Origin of the sequence: Clostridium transplantifaecale, from assembly GCF_900626075.1 — a bacterium.
Taxonomy (GTDB): Bacteria; Bacillota; Clostridia; order Lachnospirales; family Lachnospiraceae; genus Otoolea; species Otoolea transplantifaecalis.
Genome location: NZ_UYZY01000003.1, coordinates 509,483 through 526,081, shown reverse-complemented (window position 1 = coordinate 526,081; position 16,599 = coordinate 509,483). Strand labels below are relative to the sequence as shown.

The following is a 16,599-nucleotide window of genomic DNA, read 5'->3' as shown; positions in this document are numbered from 1 at the left end:
AATCATATCGTACCCCGCACTTTCTGATTCATGTATTCTTCACTATAAGACCTTCCGGCGCGCCTTGCACCGTGATTAACAATAACCAATAGCAACTGCAATCGTCATAAAAATAACTTCCAGTATCAGCACGATTCCAAAGAACGGTGTGATGAACTTATACCATTTATTGAGCGGAACACCCATAAGACCGCAGTAAAGGGCACAGGATGTCGGCCAGAACATATCGGCAAAACCATTGCCAAACTGGTAAGCCAGAACTGCAATCTGTTTGCTCAGGCCAATCAGCTCGGCCGTAGGAGCCATAATCGGCATCGTGATAGTAGCCTGGCTGGATGAACCAGTGATAAAGAACTTGATGATATTCTGAAGGAAAAGCATACCGTAGGCGGATACATACTTGCTCGCGCCGGAAAGTAAGGATACCAGGTAATAAACGATTGTATCGGAAATCATACCGTCCTTCATGACAAGCAGGATACCTCTGGTAAATCCGACGATCAGCATGGAAGAAACCATAGCCTTCGTGGACTCGATAAATGTTTTGCAGATATCGGTTGCCGAATATCCACTCGCAATTCCCGCAAAGATCATCATCATCAGGAACATGGCCGCAATCTCATCGATGTACCAGCCGAGCTGTGTCGTACCGTAAAGAAGGCTGCCTAGTGTCGCAAAGAAAATGAGCAGACAGATTTTCTGCCTCGTGTTCATCTTTGCCCCTGTCAGTTCATCCAGGCTCTTTCTCTGGACAAATTCACTCTCCACGCCGTACATGATAGACTTGGTCGGATCCGCTTTCACCTTACGGGCATAATTCATAATGTACAGAATCGCCGCCAGCTCAAACACAACCAGGATTACGACACGCAGTCCCAGTCCCGAGAACATCTCCACACCGGCAACATCCTGGGCAATACCGATTGTATATGGGTTAAACGTACCGGATGCATATCCGATGATAACGCCCAGACACACGATCGCACCGCCGACGACAATATCATATCCCAGCGCCACCGAGATTCCCACAAACACCGGGAACAGTCCGTATACCTCCTCAAAGATACCAAGCGTCGAGCTTAAGGCGCCAAGCACAATCATCGTAATCGGAATCATAAGCTGGACCTTCTTGCCCACCAGACGCACCAGCGTGCCCAGGGCCGCATCCATTGTTCCGTTCTTAACCAGCATATATACAAAGCCATACGCAAAGATAATTAAGAACATAATATTGGCAGCATCCACATAACCGCGCTGCAGGGACAGGAAGATATCAAAGAATCCAGGAGCCTTGATATCCACAAACTCAAAACTGTCCGGCACTACAATCATCTTCCCGCTGACCGGATCCTCCACCCTCTGATACTGCCCGGCCGGAATGATGTGGGTGAGAATTGTCATAATCACAAGTATCGTTATCAGTATAACATACGTGTGGGGCATCTTCACCCGTTCAAACCACTTCTTCTTTTCTGTTGTTTCACTCATACTAATCCCTCCTAAAATTACAAAAATCGACATTTCTGTATTTGTAATTATAAAGCCGCCATTTGAATGTCAATAGGTGCATAATTGGAAAATCAGACGAATCTGGGAGGTTGGGGTGGGAGGGAAGGTTGATGAGTCTTCAGTCCCGGGCGGAGGTTGTTGGTCAGGTGGGGGATCCGGGAGAAAAAATTCCTCCGGGGACCCGCCCGCTTGTGGAATGCACAACGGATGCTAGCTTCGAAAATACCTCAGCAAGCACCGGCGGATTCCAATGTCCCCTTCGGAAAGTTTTCTCCCTCCTCCCCCACAGGCAGACTATGTCCGGGACTGAAGACGCGTAATTTACTGCCCACCCCAACCCGGTTCGCAGACTCTATACTTTCCTGATTCCTTTCAGGGACACCGGTAGGGCCGCTGCCACTACTTGGCGGCTGAGACAATACCCCTTTCTCAAAAAATCAGGACAGTCAGCCGCCGGGACGGCCGGGGTTTGGGATGGGCGAAAACCTTTGCGTCTTCAGTCCCGGTCATAACCTTCCTGTGGGGAAGAAGGGAGAAAAAGATTCCGGAGGGAACCTGGGAGTTCATTGGTACTTACCGAGGTCTTTCCGAGGTTAGTACCACTATGTACTCCAAAGAGGTTCTTCCGCAGCTATGGACATTAAGCTTTAAAACCAAAACGAGTCAGCAGTAGCTGGTTGAGATCGAAACCGGGCCGTTTTTCTAGAAAGGACAGGCAAAACTTTTTAAACAGGCTTTCCAGTTTCATTCTTCCATATTCATTCCGTTTCGTGAGTTTGAATTGATTGTTTCCCCCTTCCACAAATCCGGAACTTTCCGGATTCCTGATTGCATTTTTCACTGAGTCTATGTCTTTTTTTATGCTTTCACAAAAGGGCTGGATCCGGCTCTTCTCATACTTCCGGATGAACGGGGCTAATTCTTTCTCATTGGATCCCATCAGGATTTTATGGAATTCTTGGTACATGGTATGGATTTCTGATGTAATGGGATAGGCCTGTTGGATGGCGGAACTGTTTTTCTGCACTGTTTTATCCCGTTTGGTTTTCGCATTGACCGTCAACAAGTACCTTACCACCTGTCCCCGGCTGAGACGGATCACCCCTTCTGCCTCAGAAGAGCGATACGCACAGATCGCGTTGCTCTGTTTCCAGCCGGGAAAGTTATTTTCCTTTAGGCAGTGAATGTAATCCCATATCGTGTTCAGGCTCCCACTGTATCCTTGATACCTGATGTATTGATAAATCGTGAGATCACTTTCACCGTTTTGGATCATCTTGTAAATCAGGTTGGAATAGGCGGCTACCTTCGAACCTTCCTTCCGGATTTCTCTCCGGCCCAGGCGCATGATTTCTTCCTCTGTCATATGGATATATCGGTTTGCTGTCTCATATTTCATGTGGAACTCGTCCATCAGAGGGCGGATCTTCTTTTCTTCCATCTGGGCCCACCTCTCCTGTACGGCACGGATTCGTTCGCTTTTTTTTAATGGCTTCATCCTGTTTTTTCCGAACCGCGTCGCTCAGACGATGGAATTGGCTGTCGAAAACAAGCTCCGTCCCGTCCGTTTTTAAGGGGCAGGCGTTATCATAGTGCAGAGAGGCCATTTTAGCCGGATCGATGGTCCGTTCAACCCAGATCTTTTCAGGCCGTTTTTTCAGAATCTCTCCGTCCTTTAGATAAAGATGGTCCGGTATTTCGTCTTTAGCAAGTTTCGAAAGAGCGGTACTCAGGTTCTGCAAGAGATGAAAACGGTCGGCTATCTGGATACAGTTCGGGCGGGCCAGGCGGATTGCTTCCGAGTAAGCGCTCGCCCGGTCCCGGGCCACCTTGTTTACTTTTTTATGGGCCAGAAGCCATTCCCTCAAAGAGGCTCCGTCACGCCCTGGAAAAAGAGCGAGCGGCAGATGGGTCTGCGCGTTATAAATAACCGTCGCATAGGTCTGCCCTTTTCGGATCGCGACCTCATCCACTCCGATGGAAGTCACCTCCGGATCATCCGGCAGCTGAAACCGGCTGCCAAGCCGCAAGATGGAATCCCCGCTGACCTTTACCCCGATTTGGGCCAGCCTGCGGCTGCTGCCTTCGGCATTTCCGGCAAGAAAGGCGTCCAGGATCATTGCGTTCAGGGCGTCCGTCCTGGTTTGGGAATGTCTTGCGAAGGGAAGGGGTTCTACAAAGACCTTCCGTTGACAGTCCGGATTAGTACACTTATATTTATAAGATTTGACATGAAGGAGTGTGTGCTTGCCTCGGATGGGCGTATCCTGAAGGGTCCGGGTATAAGCCGAATTTAGGGTAGACGACAGGGCGCCGCAATCGGGGCAGGCACAAGGGTGGGACCTGGATTTTAGGTAGAGGTGCAGGGTGGAGCCATCGTCGTGCCACTCATAGATAAAGTGGTTTTCGTCAAACTTTAGGGGGCAGTTTTCCAGTTCCTTATATTTCATCATAAAAGATCCCTTCTTTCTACCACCATTATACCACGGCTGTCCATAGCTGCGGAAGAGCCTCCAAAGAGCGCAAGCGTTTCCCGCAGGAACTTTTTCTGCCCGGATTCCCCACCCGCAACAACCTGTAAACCGGGACTGAAGACTCACAACCTCCCCCACCATCCCGAACCCCGGCCGTCCCGGCGGCGTCCTCATTTTTCACCCACCCACAGAAAGGACCCCTTTATGGAAAAACTTCTCTCCATCGGCGAAGTCTCGCGTCTCCTGGACATTCCTGAATCCACCCTGCGCTTCTGGCAGGACAAGGGGATTTTCAGCGTTGAGAAAGCCGACAACAATTACAGGCAGTACACGGTCAAGGATTTGACGAATATCGCAGAGATCGCATTTTACCGGAATCTCGGAATGCCGGTACGGCAGATGGGACGGTTTAATCAGTTTGGCCTCGAAGATTATGACAAGATCCTCTCCTCCGTCAGGGAAACCCTGGAGGAGAAGATCCGAATGTATACGGCGATGTATGAATCCGCCTGCCTGAAAAGTGAACATATTAAAAGTATACACGATTTAAAATCAGTGGATTACACGTATGAGAGCGTACCCTTTGACACGGTTGTCCGATTTGAGTACAGTGACCGCAATAAATTGATACGGTATACCCGCAATCCCTCGCTCTATGTACGCTGCATGGATTCCCATGACCCGGATCATGATAAGAATGATATCAGGGGAATTATTGTCCCTGCCGCAGAGGAGGGTGATGATCTGGTTTGGCAAAAAGAAAAAGACGGCCGTTTTGCCGTCTTCCTCATAGAGGAAATTGCCTCTGAAAACTATAGAAATAACATTTCCGAAAAGCTCGCAATCCTTCAGCAGAAACATAACACTGGAATTCTTCTGGCCAATTTTCTCCTGAGTGAAACGGTAGGGATAAAACGCATTGACTACCTTAAAGCCTATGTAGAACTGCTGGACTGAGAACTCCCGCCGCTGCCGGGCACAGAGCATCGCCCTCAGAGCATTGGAAACGTCTGCCGGACACCTACCGCCTTTCTCTAGGAAAAATAACAGCGCCGTCTGCATCATGCAAAACGGCGCTTATCATTTTTCAAGTCCATCTATGTCGGTATTATATCGGTATCATATTAGTAAACAATTTTGTATTCGTCGGAGCCTTCGCCGTTGATTACATAGTACGCTGCATTCTCTTCCGGTTTTACATAAATTTCAACCGTCTTGATATCTGCCTCTTTATGTCCTGCGGTTATGTATGCTTTCTTAGCTGCTGCGACGAGCTTCTCCGCTTCTGCCTCTTTTCCGGCGTACTGTATGTATACAGCGGTTTTTACTTCCTTCTTTACCGGGGCTTTCTTGGCCGGAGCCTTCTTAGCCGTGGCTTCTTTTTTCGGTGCAGCTTCTTTCTTTGGAGCGGCTTCCTTTTTCGGTGCAGCTACCTTCTTTGGTGCAGCCTCTTTCTTCGGTGCCTCTGCCTTCGTTTCCGGGGCTATCTCAACTTCTTTCTTAGCTTCTTCCTTCATCTCAGGTACTACCGGCGCTGCTGCTTTCACTTCAGCCACAGGTTTTGCAGTTTCTTTTACAACTGCTGCCTTTGTCTCAGTTTTCTTTGTTGCTGCCATCTGCTTTTCCTCCTCAAATCAACTCTGATAAAACCCAACTGCTCTGATGCTTTAATCTGTTGTTGTCGATTGAGGGAATTATAAGCCCATTTTCGCATTTTGTCAACCTCAGGGAGGTCTGCATTCGACAGGCTTGTCCTGGAAAAGCCTTGTAAGTCCTGGATTTTTTTGTCATTTTATGTGTCTTCGGTCCTGGTTTTTATTTAAATATGACTAAATAAATCTGCCAAAAACCTGTTAAAGTAACAATACCAACCAAAATTGGAGTAATGAAGCGAATTGCGATAATCCAGAGCTTTTTCAGTTTGAATGGAACGCCGTCTCTCTCTATCTCACCAATCAGATACTCGGGATGCCACTTCCAGCCCACATAGTAACACATCGTCAGCCCGCCCAGCGGAAGCAGGATATTATCCGTAATCACACCGATAAAATCAAAAACACTGTATTTCAGAATTGTGACATCCCCAAGCATTCCAAAGGAGAGAGCGCTGGGAATTCCCAGAAGGAATATAGCGCTTCCTATCACAAGGGTTGCCTTGCGCCGTGACCACTTCAGTGTGTCGATTGCAAAGGATACAGGCACCTCCAGGAGGGCAATTGCGCTCGTCACCGCCGCAAAGAACACAAGGGCAAAGAACAGGAAAGCAAACAGTGGACCGCCCTTTATCTCGGCAAATACCATCGGCAGCGTGCCGAAGATCAGTCCCGGTCCCTGGGTTGGCTCCAGATGGAAGGAAAATACAGCCGGGAAGATGGCAACGCCTGCCAGAATGGCAATCGCCGTATCAAGGCCGGCAACGGAAAGACAGCTTCTCGGTATATTCTCTTTCTCACTCAGGTAACTGCCGTATGTAATGGTAATACCCATACAGAGGCTGAGAGAATAGAAAACCTGTCCCAGGGCGGCGCTGACCGAACTTAAACTAAATCCGGATCCCTCCGGAGAAAAAATAAACTTAAGGCCTTCCGAGGCTCCCGGAAGCGTCACGCTTCTCACGATAATGATGAGCAGAAGAACAAAAAGAAGAGGCATCATAAATTTGCTGGCCTTTTCAATACCGCTGATACCGAAGAAACAGATCGCCGTCGTAATCGCCATAAAGACAAAGTGCCAGATAACAGGCTCTTCGGTGCTGATAAACGCGGTAAAATCGGCCGGAGCCGCGAGTGTTGTGCCGTAGCTGATTATATATTTGATAATCCAGCCGCCGATGACACTATAATAGCTTAAGATGATAAAAGCCGCCAGTGTGCCGAATATTCCCACAATTCTTGCATGGGGATCAATATCAGCATAGGCCTGCACCGGATCATGGCGCGTTTTTCTTCCCAGAGACATCTCCGTCATCATGACCGGCAGTCCCAGGATTACAATAAAGGCCAGATAGGCGACAAGGAATGGAAACCCGCCGTTTCTTCCCATCAGATAAGGGAATTTCCACAGATTTCCAAGGCCGATGGCAGCGCCTGCCGTCGCCATGATAAAGCCAAGCTTGCTGGCCCATTGATTTCTCGTATTCATAAATTGTGTCCTCTTACTTTCTCATTAAATTGCATTCTATCCCTGCTGTCTCTTTTTAATAAAAATGAAAACCAGTCCGCTGACTCCCATTAATATCGGATAAAAACAGTATGGTATAATGTCAAACGGTGTAAGCCCCGTCAGGCTGGCCGCCGCCAGAAGCTGCGCGCCGTAAGGAATCAGCCCCTGTCCCATGGAACTGAACATATCCAGGAGAGATGCCGAACGCCTGGGAGTCACACCGAAGTCATTGCTGATTTCTTTTGCAATAGGGCCGGCCATTACAATGGCAACCGTGTTGTTGGCCGTACACATATCCACCAGCAGCGACAGAGCGGCAATTCCCAGCTCTCCGCCCTTCTCACTGTTAATTCTCTTGCGAATGACAGAAAGCACAAAATCGATACCGCCATATTCCTTCACCAGGGCCACGATACAGGCTACAATCATAGAAATAACGGTAATATCATACATCCCCATGATTCCGTCTCCCACATGTACAAACATCTCCGCCGGACCGAAAGCCCCGGTAGCCAGTCCCACAATAAGGGAGAGCACAGTCCCTGATATCAGCACAATAAAGACGTTAATTCCTGCAAGGGCGCCTATGAGCACGACCAGATACGGAAGAACCTTGAATATGTTGTAAGAAAGAGCTCCCACGTCATACTCTGATTTCCCTGCCAAAACAAGGAAAATAATCACGGTCACTACCGCTGCCGGAAGCACGATCATAAAGTTCTCGCGGAACTTGTCCTTCATCTCGCAGCCTTGTGTTTTCACCGCCGCAATCGTTGTATCGGAAATCATAGAAAGGTTGTCGCCGAACATCGCTCCACCGACCACCGCTCCCGCGCAGAGCGCCAGGGAAAAACCGGTCTTATCGCTGATTCCCACGGCAATAGGGCCAAGCGCCGTGATTGTTCCCACAGACGTACCCATGGAAATAGAAATAAAACAGGCGATGACAAAAAGACCCGCCACTGCCATTCCTGACGGCATAATGGAGAGTCCCAGCGACACGGTGCTCTCCACGCCGCCTGCCGCCTTAACCGAACCGGAAAAAGCGCCTGCCGCAAGGAAAATCAGGCACATCGTAATAATGTTCTCATCCCCGACTCCCGCTGCCGCCAGCTTGATTTTTTCAGAAAATTTGAGGCTGCGGTTCTGGGCAAAGGCCACCACCAGCGCTATCAGAAATGCTACAATCGCAGGCATACTGTAAAAGTCCCCTGTTATAAATCCTGATCCAAGAAAAATTAAAAGAAACACGATAATAGGAAGAAGCGCCGACGCTCTTCCCTTATTTTCACTCTGACTCATGGAAATCCCCCTGTTTATTTAGTAAGTAAAAGCTATATCTGATATAACCAGACATTATAGTACATAATTATATATGATCTGAGCTTTTGTTTCAATAGAAATATCTCTCTCTTTTTTCTGTTACCTATGAACTTCTTTCTCTTCCTTCCATATAATAATATATAAAAAACAAGCGAGGTATCAGATATATGGAAACCTACAACTATGACGATACGACTGCAACCCCCGGATTCGGCCCGGAAGGTCCCGTTACTCCTTCTGTCCCGGACACAGGAAATGCAAATGACGTTCCGGCCACTCCCGGCTTCGGTCCGGAAGGCCCGTCTACCCCTTCTCTTCCCGGCGGCGGAAACGACGTTCCGGCTACTCCCGGTTTCGGCCCCATCGGACCTGTAACCCCTTCTCTCCCTTCAAACAACAATCAGGGTTGCATTAACTGTACCGGTACAGTGGTATGGCCAAACTCCCCAACCGGAATTCTCTGGACCTGGGGAACACTCTCTCCATTCTTCTCCACGACCTCCGATATTGCCCATGTACGCTTCTACAATGCATCGGCCATCCGTGAACCCCTTGACATTTACTTAAACGGACGCCTCGTCGTGTCGAATCTGGACTACATGAATTATACAAGATACCTTCACATTATTCCGGGCGTATACCGGCTGACTATTTACAGAAGAACGAATCCGGGCGTTCCGATTATCGACACAGGCGTTCAGTTCCGCGGCGGAAACAGCTATACACTGGCTATCCTCGGAACAGTAAACAACTTCTCCGTACAGATTATAACCGCTTAAAATGGCAGTCGCGCCCGGCATGAGTGCGCTTCTAGAACAGGTCGCCGCCTTCGACAAAAAACGGACAGAACGCTGAAATAATCAGGGTTCTGTCCGTTTTTACTGAAGGTGGCGAAAAGTACACGAATCATGCTTCTCACTTTTACTTATTTCCCGGCGACGGGTTTGTTTTCTCCGTCACATGCTTCTTGATTGCCGCAAAGCTCTCCGAGCTTACAACGTGTTCAATCCTGCAGGCATCCTCAACCGCTGTCTCCCTGCTCACGCCGAGCGCAACGAGCAGATCGGTGAGCATCGTATGACGCTCATAAATCGTCTCGGCAATCTCCCGGCCGGAAGGCTCCAGCGTGATATATCCCTCATGATCCATTGAGATGTAACCGTTCTCTCTCAGGTTCTTCATCGCAATGCTGACGCTGGGTTTGGAATACCCCAGTTCATTCACAATATCGATAGAGCGTATCATCGGTTTGCGCCTGCTTAAAACAAGTATTGTCTCCAGGTAATCTTCTGCTGACTGCTGTATTTTCAAAATAACCTCTCCTCTTTATTCTACAATCTCCATCGCAGGACCCTGCGGTATATCCTGTTTCCCCTTGTTACTGGTATCGCTTCCAGGACCGGAAGGAACCGTCTCCGGCGGTGTTTCCTCCTGCGTCGGCACTTCGGCCGGAGGCAGGACAGGCGGCGGCGCTGCTCCTCCCGAGCTGCTTCCCGATGAATTCAGAATTCCCGTCATCCTGTTTCTCAGCGTAGTTCCGCTGATCTGGTTAATCAGGGCTTCGGCCTCGCCTTTAAGCTGTTTTCTCGTGCTGGAGCCTGATTTTCTCATCTGATCTATCAGTTCCTGTGCTGTATCGGCCAGCGCGTGATCCCTGCGGAAATCGCCTACCGTATATCCCTCGGAAAGAATCTCGTCATCGTCACGGCCCGGCAGATACTCGCTGCCGTCTCCGATCCCAGTCTCCGGTCCCGGCTTTGTAAATGACGCCGGCTCCAAGCCGTCCACCAGCTGCTGCATCGCTTTCTTCCATATAGATGCCGGATAAGTTGCGCCGTACAGGTTCGACAGCATCTTCGGCTGATCATAACCTACCCACACGGAAACCGTATAATACGGCGTCATGCCGCAGAACCAGCCGTCCTTACTGCTGTTGGTCGTACCGGTCTTACCGGCAGCCTCTATATCACCTCTCCAGCCCATCGAAGCGGCCGTACCCCTTGAGATAACGCCTTTCATGATATCCGTCATCACATTGGCCGTATTCTCCTGATAAACCTGGATAACCGGATATTCTTCAAAAACATCTTTTCCCGTATTGTCGATCAGCTTCATGATACAGGTCGGTTCCTTATACCGTCCGCTGTCCGCCAGGGCCGCATACGCTCCGGCCATCTCCTCCGTTGTGGCTCCATATGTAAATCCGCCGAGAGCCGAAGCAGGATAATAGTCGTCGGGAACGATATTGTCAAATCTCATCTGTGTGAGGTAGGACATCCCGAGCTCCGGTGTAATGTCGTCGTAGATATACCATGCAACACCGTTCCGGCTCTTCTCAAGCGCGGTCCTCAGAGGCATCATGTCACCCGGCAGATCTTTTACCACTGCATCCTTCTTCTTGGCGTCCTCCACCTTGATGTTCTTCACCATCGTCGTGGATTTATATCCGTTCTCCAAAGCCGGTGCATAGACGATCAGCGGTTTGATGGTACTTCCCGGTTGACGGAAGCTCTGGAATGCACGGTTCAGCGTATAAGTATCCGTCTCCTGGCTCCGGCCGCCTACGATGGCAACCACCTTGTTGTTGCTGTTGTCAACCACGGTCGCAGCTCCCTGTAGGGAATAGATTCCGTTGGCCGCCACCGCTTCGTCAAAGGTCAGGACGCTGTCCACCGATTCCTGCAGCATCTGCTGCTTGGCGGGATCCAGGGAAGTGTAGATAGTATAACCGCCGGTATAGAGGTTATCCCTCTCCTGATTATAGACTTCTTCATACTGTTTCTTGTACTCCACATACTTTTCCTTATCCTGGAAACCGTACTTGAATTCAAATCCGTCCATCCGCATCAGATAGCGGATTGCACAGTCAATAGCATACGTCGTCTCATAATTTCTCATCGGCGTCTTCTGCCTCTGCACGTTGATAGTCTCATTCAGCGCTTCCGTATACTCCGACTCCGAGATAAATCCCATATCCTTCATATCGCCCAGGATCTTGTCTCTCCTCTTAATCGCGTTCTCCGGATGCTTGTACGGGTTATAGTACGACGGCGAGTTCGGTATCGCACAAAGATATGCAATCTGGCTGAGGCTCAAATCCCCGGCATCCATGCCGAAATATCCCCTGGCCGCCGCCTGTAGGCCGTAATATGTATTGGCAAAACTGATATCATTGATATAAAATTCCATGATCTGTTTCTTTGTATACTTCTTCGTCAGATCCATGGCGACAAGCATCTCCTTAGCCTTACGCTCAATGGAGACTTCCCTTGTCAGGAACCTGTTTCGTGCAAGCTGTTGGGTAATCGTGCTGGCTCCATGCATTTCTTCCCCTTCCGTCTTAAAGTAGTTAATGGCAACACGGAAAATCCCCTTCAGATCGATTCCCGAATTGTCCCAGAATGTCCTGTCCTCTATCGCAATAAAAGCGTTTACCGCGTATTCCGGTATCTCCTCATAGGGCAGATAACTGGAATCTTCATCCCCGGTCAGTTTCGCCAGAACGTCGCCGTTGGCATCGTAGATAAAGCTGGCCTCCTGCAGGCGGAACGTATCAAGAGTGCTGGCCTCCACAATCCCAGCCACCTGGGTTTTGTATTCCTTATACATCGGATAGACCTTGTATGCCCCAATCCCGGCTGCCGCCAGAAGGGCTAACACGCATATGATGAACAGCGTCATAAACATGACTTTAAGGACCTTAAACATAGAACGGAACACAATCTTTATATATCTCCACAGACCTTTGGAATTGTCCTCCTTTTTCTTTTTTTCCTGCTTTTTAAGGTTCTTCTGCTGCTTTATCTCATGTTTTTTATCTTTTCTGCTCTTCCGCTGTCTTTGCTGTCCGCCAGTGGCCGGCGTATTCGGCTGAGTTCCCTCCGGCTGGCCTTCCCGTCCGCCTTCCGTCCGGTTATCTGATTCATTCACTGCTCGGCTTTCCGAAACGTGTTCTGTCTGCTGGTTCTGAGCAGCTTCAGACTGGCTACCCGGTTTATTTTCCGGCATATTCTCTGTTTTAATTTCCTGAGTGTTATCCAGTATGCCTTCCTCTCTACCTTCCATTTCATACCCCTTTTGTCATCAGTATATTTCTGCCGCAGGCAGAGCATGTCTCTTACCATTATAGGAGATTTCATCTTAAAGAACAACCACTAATTCCAAAACTTCCTTCTGTAACCGCCTGTTTTTTCACGAATAGTATAAAATAACAGGAATTTTTAGAAGGAATTATCCATGAATACCACCTTTCCCCAACTCTTTCTGCTGATAACCGCCCTGTCGCTGGATGCTTTTGCCGCCAGCTTTGTTTATGGAACAGACCGCGTAAAAATCCCGGCTGCCTCAGTAGCTGTCATCACAGCGCTGTCCACCGGGATTCTCGTCCTCTTTCTCTTATTGGGCAAGGGGTTCGGCAGCCTGATACCTGCCAGGGCAACCTCCCTACTCTGCTTCCTGATTTTATTTATTCTGGGATTTGTCAAACTGTTCGACAGCACGATCAAATCCGTAATCAGGAAATCAGAGTTTTTTGAACGGAAGGTTTGCTTTTCCATCTCACAGCTGAATTTCATCCTGACTGTCTATGCCGATCCGTCGGCAGCCAACGGGGAGGACATCGCGGTTCTTTCTCCTGCGGAGGCTCTGTCCCTCGGCCTGGCGCTCTCTCTAGACAGTGCGGCGGCCGGCTTTGGCGCCGGCATGATGGTCACCCACATGCCGCTCACTATCATCCTGTCCCTGGTTCTCAACACAGCCGCAGTCCTCATCGGAAGCGGGCTCGGACGGATACTCGCCAAACGTTCCAGCCTCGATTTATCCTGGCTCAGCGGTCTGCTCTTAATCGGGCTGGCCATCGGAAAACTCTTATAGTGGGCGGTTTTCCTTCTCCTCCCGCATTCTCCTTCCCGGACACAGTTCTTCTCTTCCGGCCGTCTCCGTCACTCTTCTCTGCTGCCTATTGATTTCACCAGAACGATGACTTCATGCGCCAGCAAGGGAACCGCCGCCAGAAGCAGCAAAAAGCTCCACTCTCCGGCTGAGAGAACCGAGGTCCTGAATGCCGTAACTAAAAACGGGATTTCCGTGACCGCAAACTGTAATAAAAGGCCTGCTGCAAAAGCCACAAGCATCAGAGGATTTGTAAAAAGACCGCTTTTAAAAACCGATACATCCACATTGCGCATTCCCACGGCATGGAAAAGCTCAGACAACCCAAGCACGGTAAATGCATAAGTCTGTGCCCTGCAGAGCACCGGCTCTTCCTTCAGCACCGCCGACAACGCCGACATGGAGAAGTGAAGTCCTCTTCCTGTCACTACTTCCCAGGGCACATGGAAAAATGCCGCCAGGCTGACTGCTGCAATCAGCAGTCCATAAAATACCGTATAGAACCAGCCTCCTCCTGCAAAAAGGCTCTCCCCCGGTTTCCTGGGCGGTTTCTTCATCAGGAGCTTGCCGTCATTCTTATCGACTCCCAGAGCCAGAGCCGGGAGGGAGTCTGTAATCAGGTTAATCCACAGGATATGGCTGGATTTGAGCGGTGACGGTATCCCCACGGCAATAGCCGCAAACATCGTCGCTATCTCTCCGAAATTGGAGGAAAGCAGGAAAATAACCGACTTTTTAATGTTCTCATAAATCCCCCTGCCCTCTTCAATCGCCCTCTCAATTGTGGCAAAATTATCATCCGTCAAAATCATGTCCGAGGCCTGCCTTGCCACGTCCGTACCCGTTTTTCCCATGGCAATTCCAATATCGGCGCTCTTAAGTGACGGCGCGTCGTTTACTCCGTCCCCTGTCATGGCGGTAATATTACCGTCCCCCTTTAAAGCTCTGACAATCCGGACCTTGTGATCGGGGGAAACCCTGGCAAAAACGGCGGCATTTCTGATCCGTTTCTTCAAATCACCGTCCCCCATCCGCTCCAGTTCCTCACCGGATATGCACTGCTCCTTATCCTCCGCAATTCCAAGCTGCTTTGCAATCGCCAGCGCCGTATCCACGTGATCCCCCGTAATCATTACCGTTCTCACCGACGCCCGTTTAAACGCCTCCACCGCAGCCCTGGCTTCCTCTCTGGGAGGGTCAATCATGCCTGCCATTCCGAGGAATACCAGATTTTTCTCCGACGGCTTTAAAACGCCCTCCGCCATTGCCCCGGCCAGAACGCGGAGGGCCCTGCCGGACAGTTCCGTGATGGCGTCCTGAATCCGCTTTCTGTCCCTGCTTTCGAGGGGCTGTATCTTTCCGTCCTTCATAATCATGCTGCATCGTTTCAGAACCTCATCCGGGGCTCCTTTTGTGTAAGAAACGTAAGATTTTCCCTCTTTATTGAGGGTTGTCATCATCTTCCTGTCGGAATCAAAAGGAAGCTCACCGTGTCTTGGCTTCTCCCTCTCCTCCTTTTCTTTCCGGATCCCGCCGGTCTCTGCAAAACGGATGAGGGCCGTCTCCGTCGGATCCCCCGTATCCTCCGTCGCGTCGTTGCACAGACAGAAACAGGTCAGCAGCCGGTTTCCCGTCTTCCCATATTCAATGGCCGGGGCCTCCCTGATCCGGCCGTCCAGATAGCAGGCCGTAACCGTCATCTCATTCTTCGTCAACGTCCCCGTCTTATCGGAACACACTACGCTGACCGCTCCCAGCGTCTCAACAGAGGGCAGGCGTCTCACAATCGTACCGGCTTTTACCATTCTTGTCACACTGAGCGCCAGCACAATCGTCACGACCGCCGGAAGACCTTCCGGAACCGCGGCCACGGCAAGGGAAATGGCAGTGATCAGCATCTCCATGACATCCCTCTTCTGGATCACCGCCAGCGCGAACAACAGAGCGCACAGGAAAACGGCCGTCAGGCTCAGTACCTTCCCCAGATCCGAGAGCCGTTTCTGCAGCGGCGTCTCCTCCTCCGGTGCCTCGTGGATTAATGCGGCAATTCTTCCTATCTCCGTATCCATGCCCGTAGCAATGACGATACCTGTGCCTCTTCCGTTTGTCACGTAGGACGTCATAAACGCCATGTTCTTTCTGTCTCCCGCCTGAACCTCCGACGGCGCAATAAAAGTGCTGCTCTTGGAGACCGGAACGGATTCCCCCGTCAGGGCCGACTCCTCAATCTTCAGATTGGCTCCCTGGACAAGCCTCAAATCGGCCGGTACCTGACGTCCGGCGTCCAGCATCACCAGATCACCCGGCACCAGCTCTTCCGCCGGAATGATCCGTTCCCTGCCGTCCCTGATTACCACCGCTTCCAGCTTCGTCATCTTCCTCAGAGACTCCAGCGCCTTCTCCGCCTTTCCCTCCTGAATCACCCCTACCACGGCGTTCATCGCCACCACAGCCAGAATAATTACGGCATCACTGTACTCATGAAGCATAATCGAGATCGCCGCAGCCGCAAAAAGAACAAAAATCAGAGAATCGCAGAGCTGCTCTGCAAATCTCTGTATTAAAGTCTTTTTCTTTGCCTCCCTCAGCATATTCTTCCCATAATGCCTGAGGCGTTCATCGGCGTCTGCCTGTGTAAGACCTGTCCGGCCATTGCATTCAAACTGTCTGCACACTTCTTCGATTGTTCTGTTTTCGTACATCTATCTCTCCCTTTCTGTGACAGGTTGTCTTATCTCACAATATGCCCTGGGGGGAGGAAATATACTAAAGATTTGATTGAGAAATGAGGACGCCGCCGTCAGGCCAGGGGCCGGGGGGTGAGGGGAATCGATGAGTCTTTCGTCCCGGGCGTCAGGGTGTCGTGGGCGGGGAATCCGGGCAGAAAAAGTTCCTCCGGGAAACGCTTGCGCTCGTTGGAGTACATAATGGTACTAACCTCGAAAAAACCTCGGTAAGTACCAATGAACTCCCAGGTTCCCTCCGGAATCTTTTTCTCCCTTCTTCCCCTCAGGAAGGTTATGGCCGGGACGAAAGGCTCAGCCAGGATAGCGGCCCGGTCCCTGGCCTGCGGCGGCTGCTCTGTCCTATTTCTTCAATGGGGGAGGCGCTTGTCGCTGCCACTACATTTCTATAAGAATGCCTGAGAACTACATCCTGTTCACTATGAGACTATGTAAACTTATAATCTAGAGTGTTTATTCTGATACTCTTTTTATGCATCCCAGGATATCATCAAAAT

The 16,599-nt window shown here is 50.1% G+C and carries 13 protein-coding genes; 3 read left to right on the top strand and 10 right to left on the bottom strand.

All coding sequences use genetic code 11. From position 1 onward, the window contains the following. Positions 1–75: 75 nt before the first annotated feature. The 3 genes from EJL91_RS13830 to EJL91_RS13820 all read right to left on the bottom strand — a co-directional run bounded on the left by EJL91_RS13830 (position 76) and on the right by EJL91_RS13820 (position 3,962). Complete coding sequence (locus EJL91_RS13830; protein WP_125142543.1) at positions 76–1,488, bottom strand: YfcC family protein; 1,413 nt, start codon at positions 1,486–1,488, stop codon at positions 76–78. A 661-nt stretch (positions 1,489–2,149) separates the two neighbouring features. After that, complete coding sequence (locus tag EJL91_RS13825) at positions 2,150–2,950, bottom strand: transposase (protein WP_164516771.1); 801 nt, start codon at positions 2,948–2,950, stop codon at positions 2,150–2,152. Next, entirely contained in the window at positions 2,898–3,962 is a 1,065-nt protein-coding gene (locus EJL91_RS13820) for an ISL3 family transposase (RefSeq protein ID WP_243125265.1), read from the bottom strand. Before EJL91_RS13820 ends, EJL91_RS13825 begins: the two co-directional genes overlap by 53 nt. A gap of 225 nt (positions 3,963–4,187) precedes the next feature. On the opposite strand from EJL91_RS13820, the gene EJL91_RS13815 reads away from it, so the two are divergent. Then, positions 4,188–4,940: a MerR family transcriptional regulator gene (locus EJL91_RS13815; RefSeq protein WP_125142542.1), complete on the top strand. Its 753-nt coding sequence runs from the start codon at positions 4,188–4,190 to the stop codon at positions 4,938–4,940. A gap of 167 nt (positions 4,941–5,107) precedes the next feature. Here EJL91_RS13815 and EJL91_RS13810 read toward each other — a convergent pair whose 3' ends face one another. From EJL91_RS13810 to EJL91_RS13800, 3 genes are all read right to left on the bottom strand, one after another. After that, entirely contained in the window at positions 5,108–5,599 is a 492-nt protein-coding gene (locus EJL91_RS13810; RefSeq protein ID WP_125142541.1) for a DUF6465 family protein, read from the bottom strand. Between the two features lie 199 nt (positions 5,600–5,798). After that, a complete protein-coding gene (locus EJL91_RS13805) occupies positions 5,799–7,124 on the bottom strand; it encodes a sodium-dependent transporter (protein ID WP_125142540.1) in 1,326 nt (441 codons plus the stop codon). A 36-nt stretch (positions 7,125–7,160) separates the two neighbouring features. After that, positions 7,161–8,447 (bottom strand): Na+/H+ antiporter NhaC family protein, encoded by a 1,287-nt coding sequence (locus EJL91_RS13800; protein WP_125142539.1) that lies wholly within the window; start codon positions 8,445–8,447, stop codon positions 7,161–7,163. Positions 8,448–8,635: 188 nt separating this feature from the next. On the opposite strand from EJL91_RS13800, the gene EJL91_RS13795 reads away from it, so the two are divergent. Beyond that, positions 8,636–9,247, top strand: a complete 612-nt coding sequence (locus tag EJL91_RS13795) for a DUF4397 domain-containing protein (protein WP_125142538.1) — start codon at positions 8,636–8,638, stop codon at positions 9,245–9,247. A gap of 142 nt (positions 9,248–9,389) precedes the next feature. Here the strand turns inward: EJL91_RS13795 and EJL91_RS13790 are convergent, their stop codons facing one another. Both EJL91_RS13790 and EJL91_RS13785 read right to left on the bottom strand, forming a co-directional pair. Beyond that, positions 9,390–9,779 carry a metal-dependent transcriptional regulator gene (locus EJL91_RS13790; protein WP_125142537.1) on the bottom strand — a complete coding sequence of 130 codons (390 nt, stop codon included), beginning with the start codon at positions 9,777–9,779 and terminating at the stop codon, positions 9,390–9,392. 15 nt (positions 9,780–9,794) lie between these two features. Then, positions 9,795–12,533 (bottom strand): transglycosylase domain-containing protein, encoded by a 2,739-nt coding sequence (locus EJL91_RS13785; protein WP_125142536.1) that lies wholly within the window; start codon positions 12,531–12,533, stop codon positions 9,795–9,797. A 171-nt stretch (positions 12,534–12,704) separates the two neighbouring features. Here EJL91_RS13785 and EJL91_RS13780 point away from each other — a divergent pair, with 171 nt between their 5' ends. Beyond that, entirely contained in the window at positions 12,705–13,340 is a 636-nt protein-coding gene (locus tag EJL91_RS13780; protein ID WP_125142535.1) for an MntP/YtaF family protein, read from the top strand. Positions 13,341–13,408: 68 nt separating this feature from the next. Here EJL91_RS13780 and EJL91_RS13775 read toward each other — a convergent pair whose 3' ends face one another. Together EJL91_RS13775 and EJL91_RS25140 are read right to left on the bottom strand one after the other, a co-directional pair. After that, the gene (locus tag EJL91_RS13775) at positions 13,409–16,060 is read right to left on the bottom strand and encodes a cation-translocating P-type ATPase (protein WP_125142534.1); all 2,652 of its coding nucleotides are present in this window, start codon (positions 16,058–16,060) and stop codon (positions 13,409–13,411) included. 98 nt (positions 16,061–16,158) lie between these two features. After that, on the bottom strand, positions 16,159–16,284 hold the full coding sequence (locus EJL91_RS25140) for a hypothetical protein (protein WP_279230045.1): 126 nt from the start codon (positions 16,282–16,284) through the stop codon (positions 16,159–16,161). Positions 16,285–16,599: the final 315 nt, after the last annotated feature.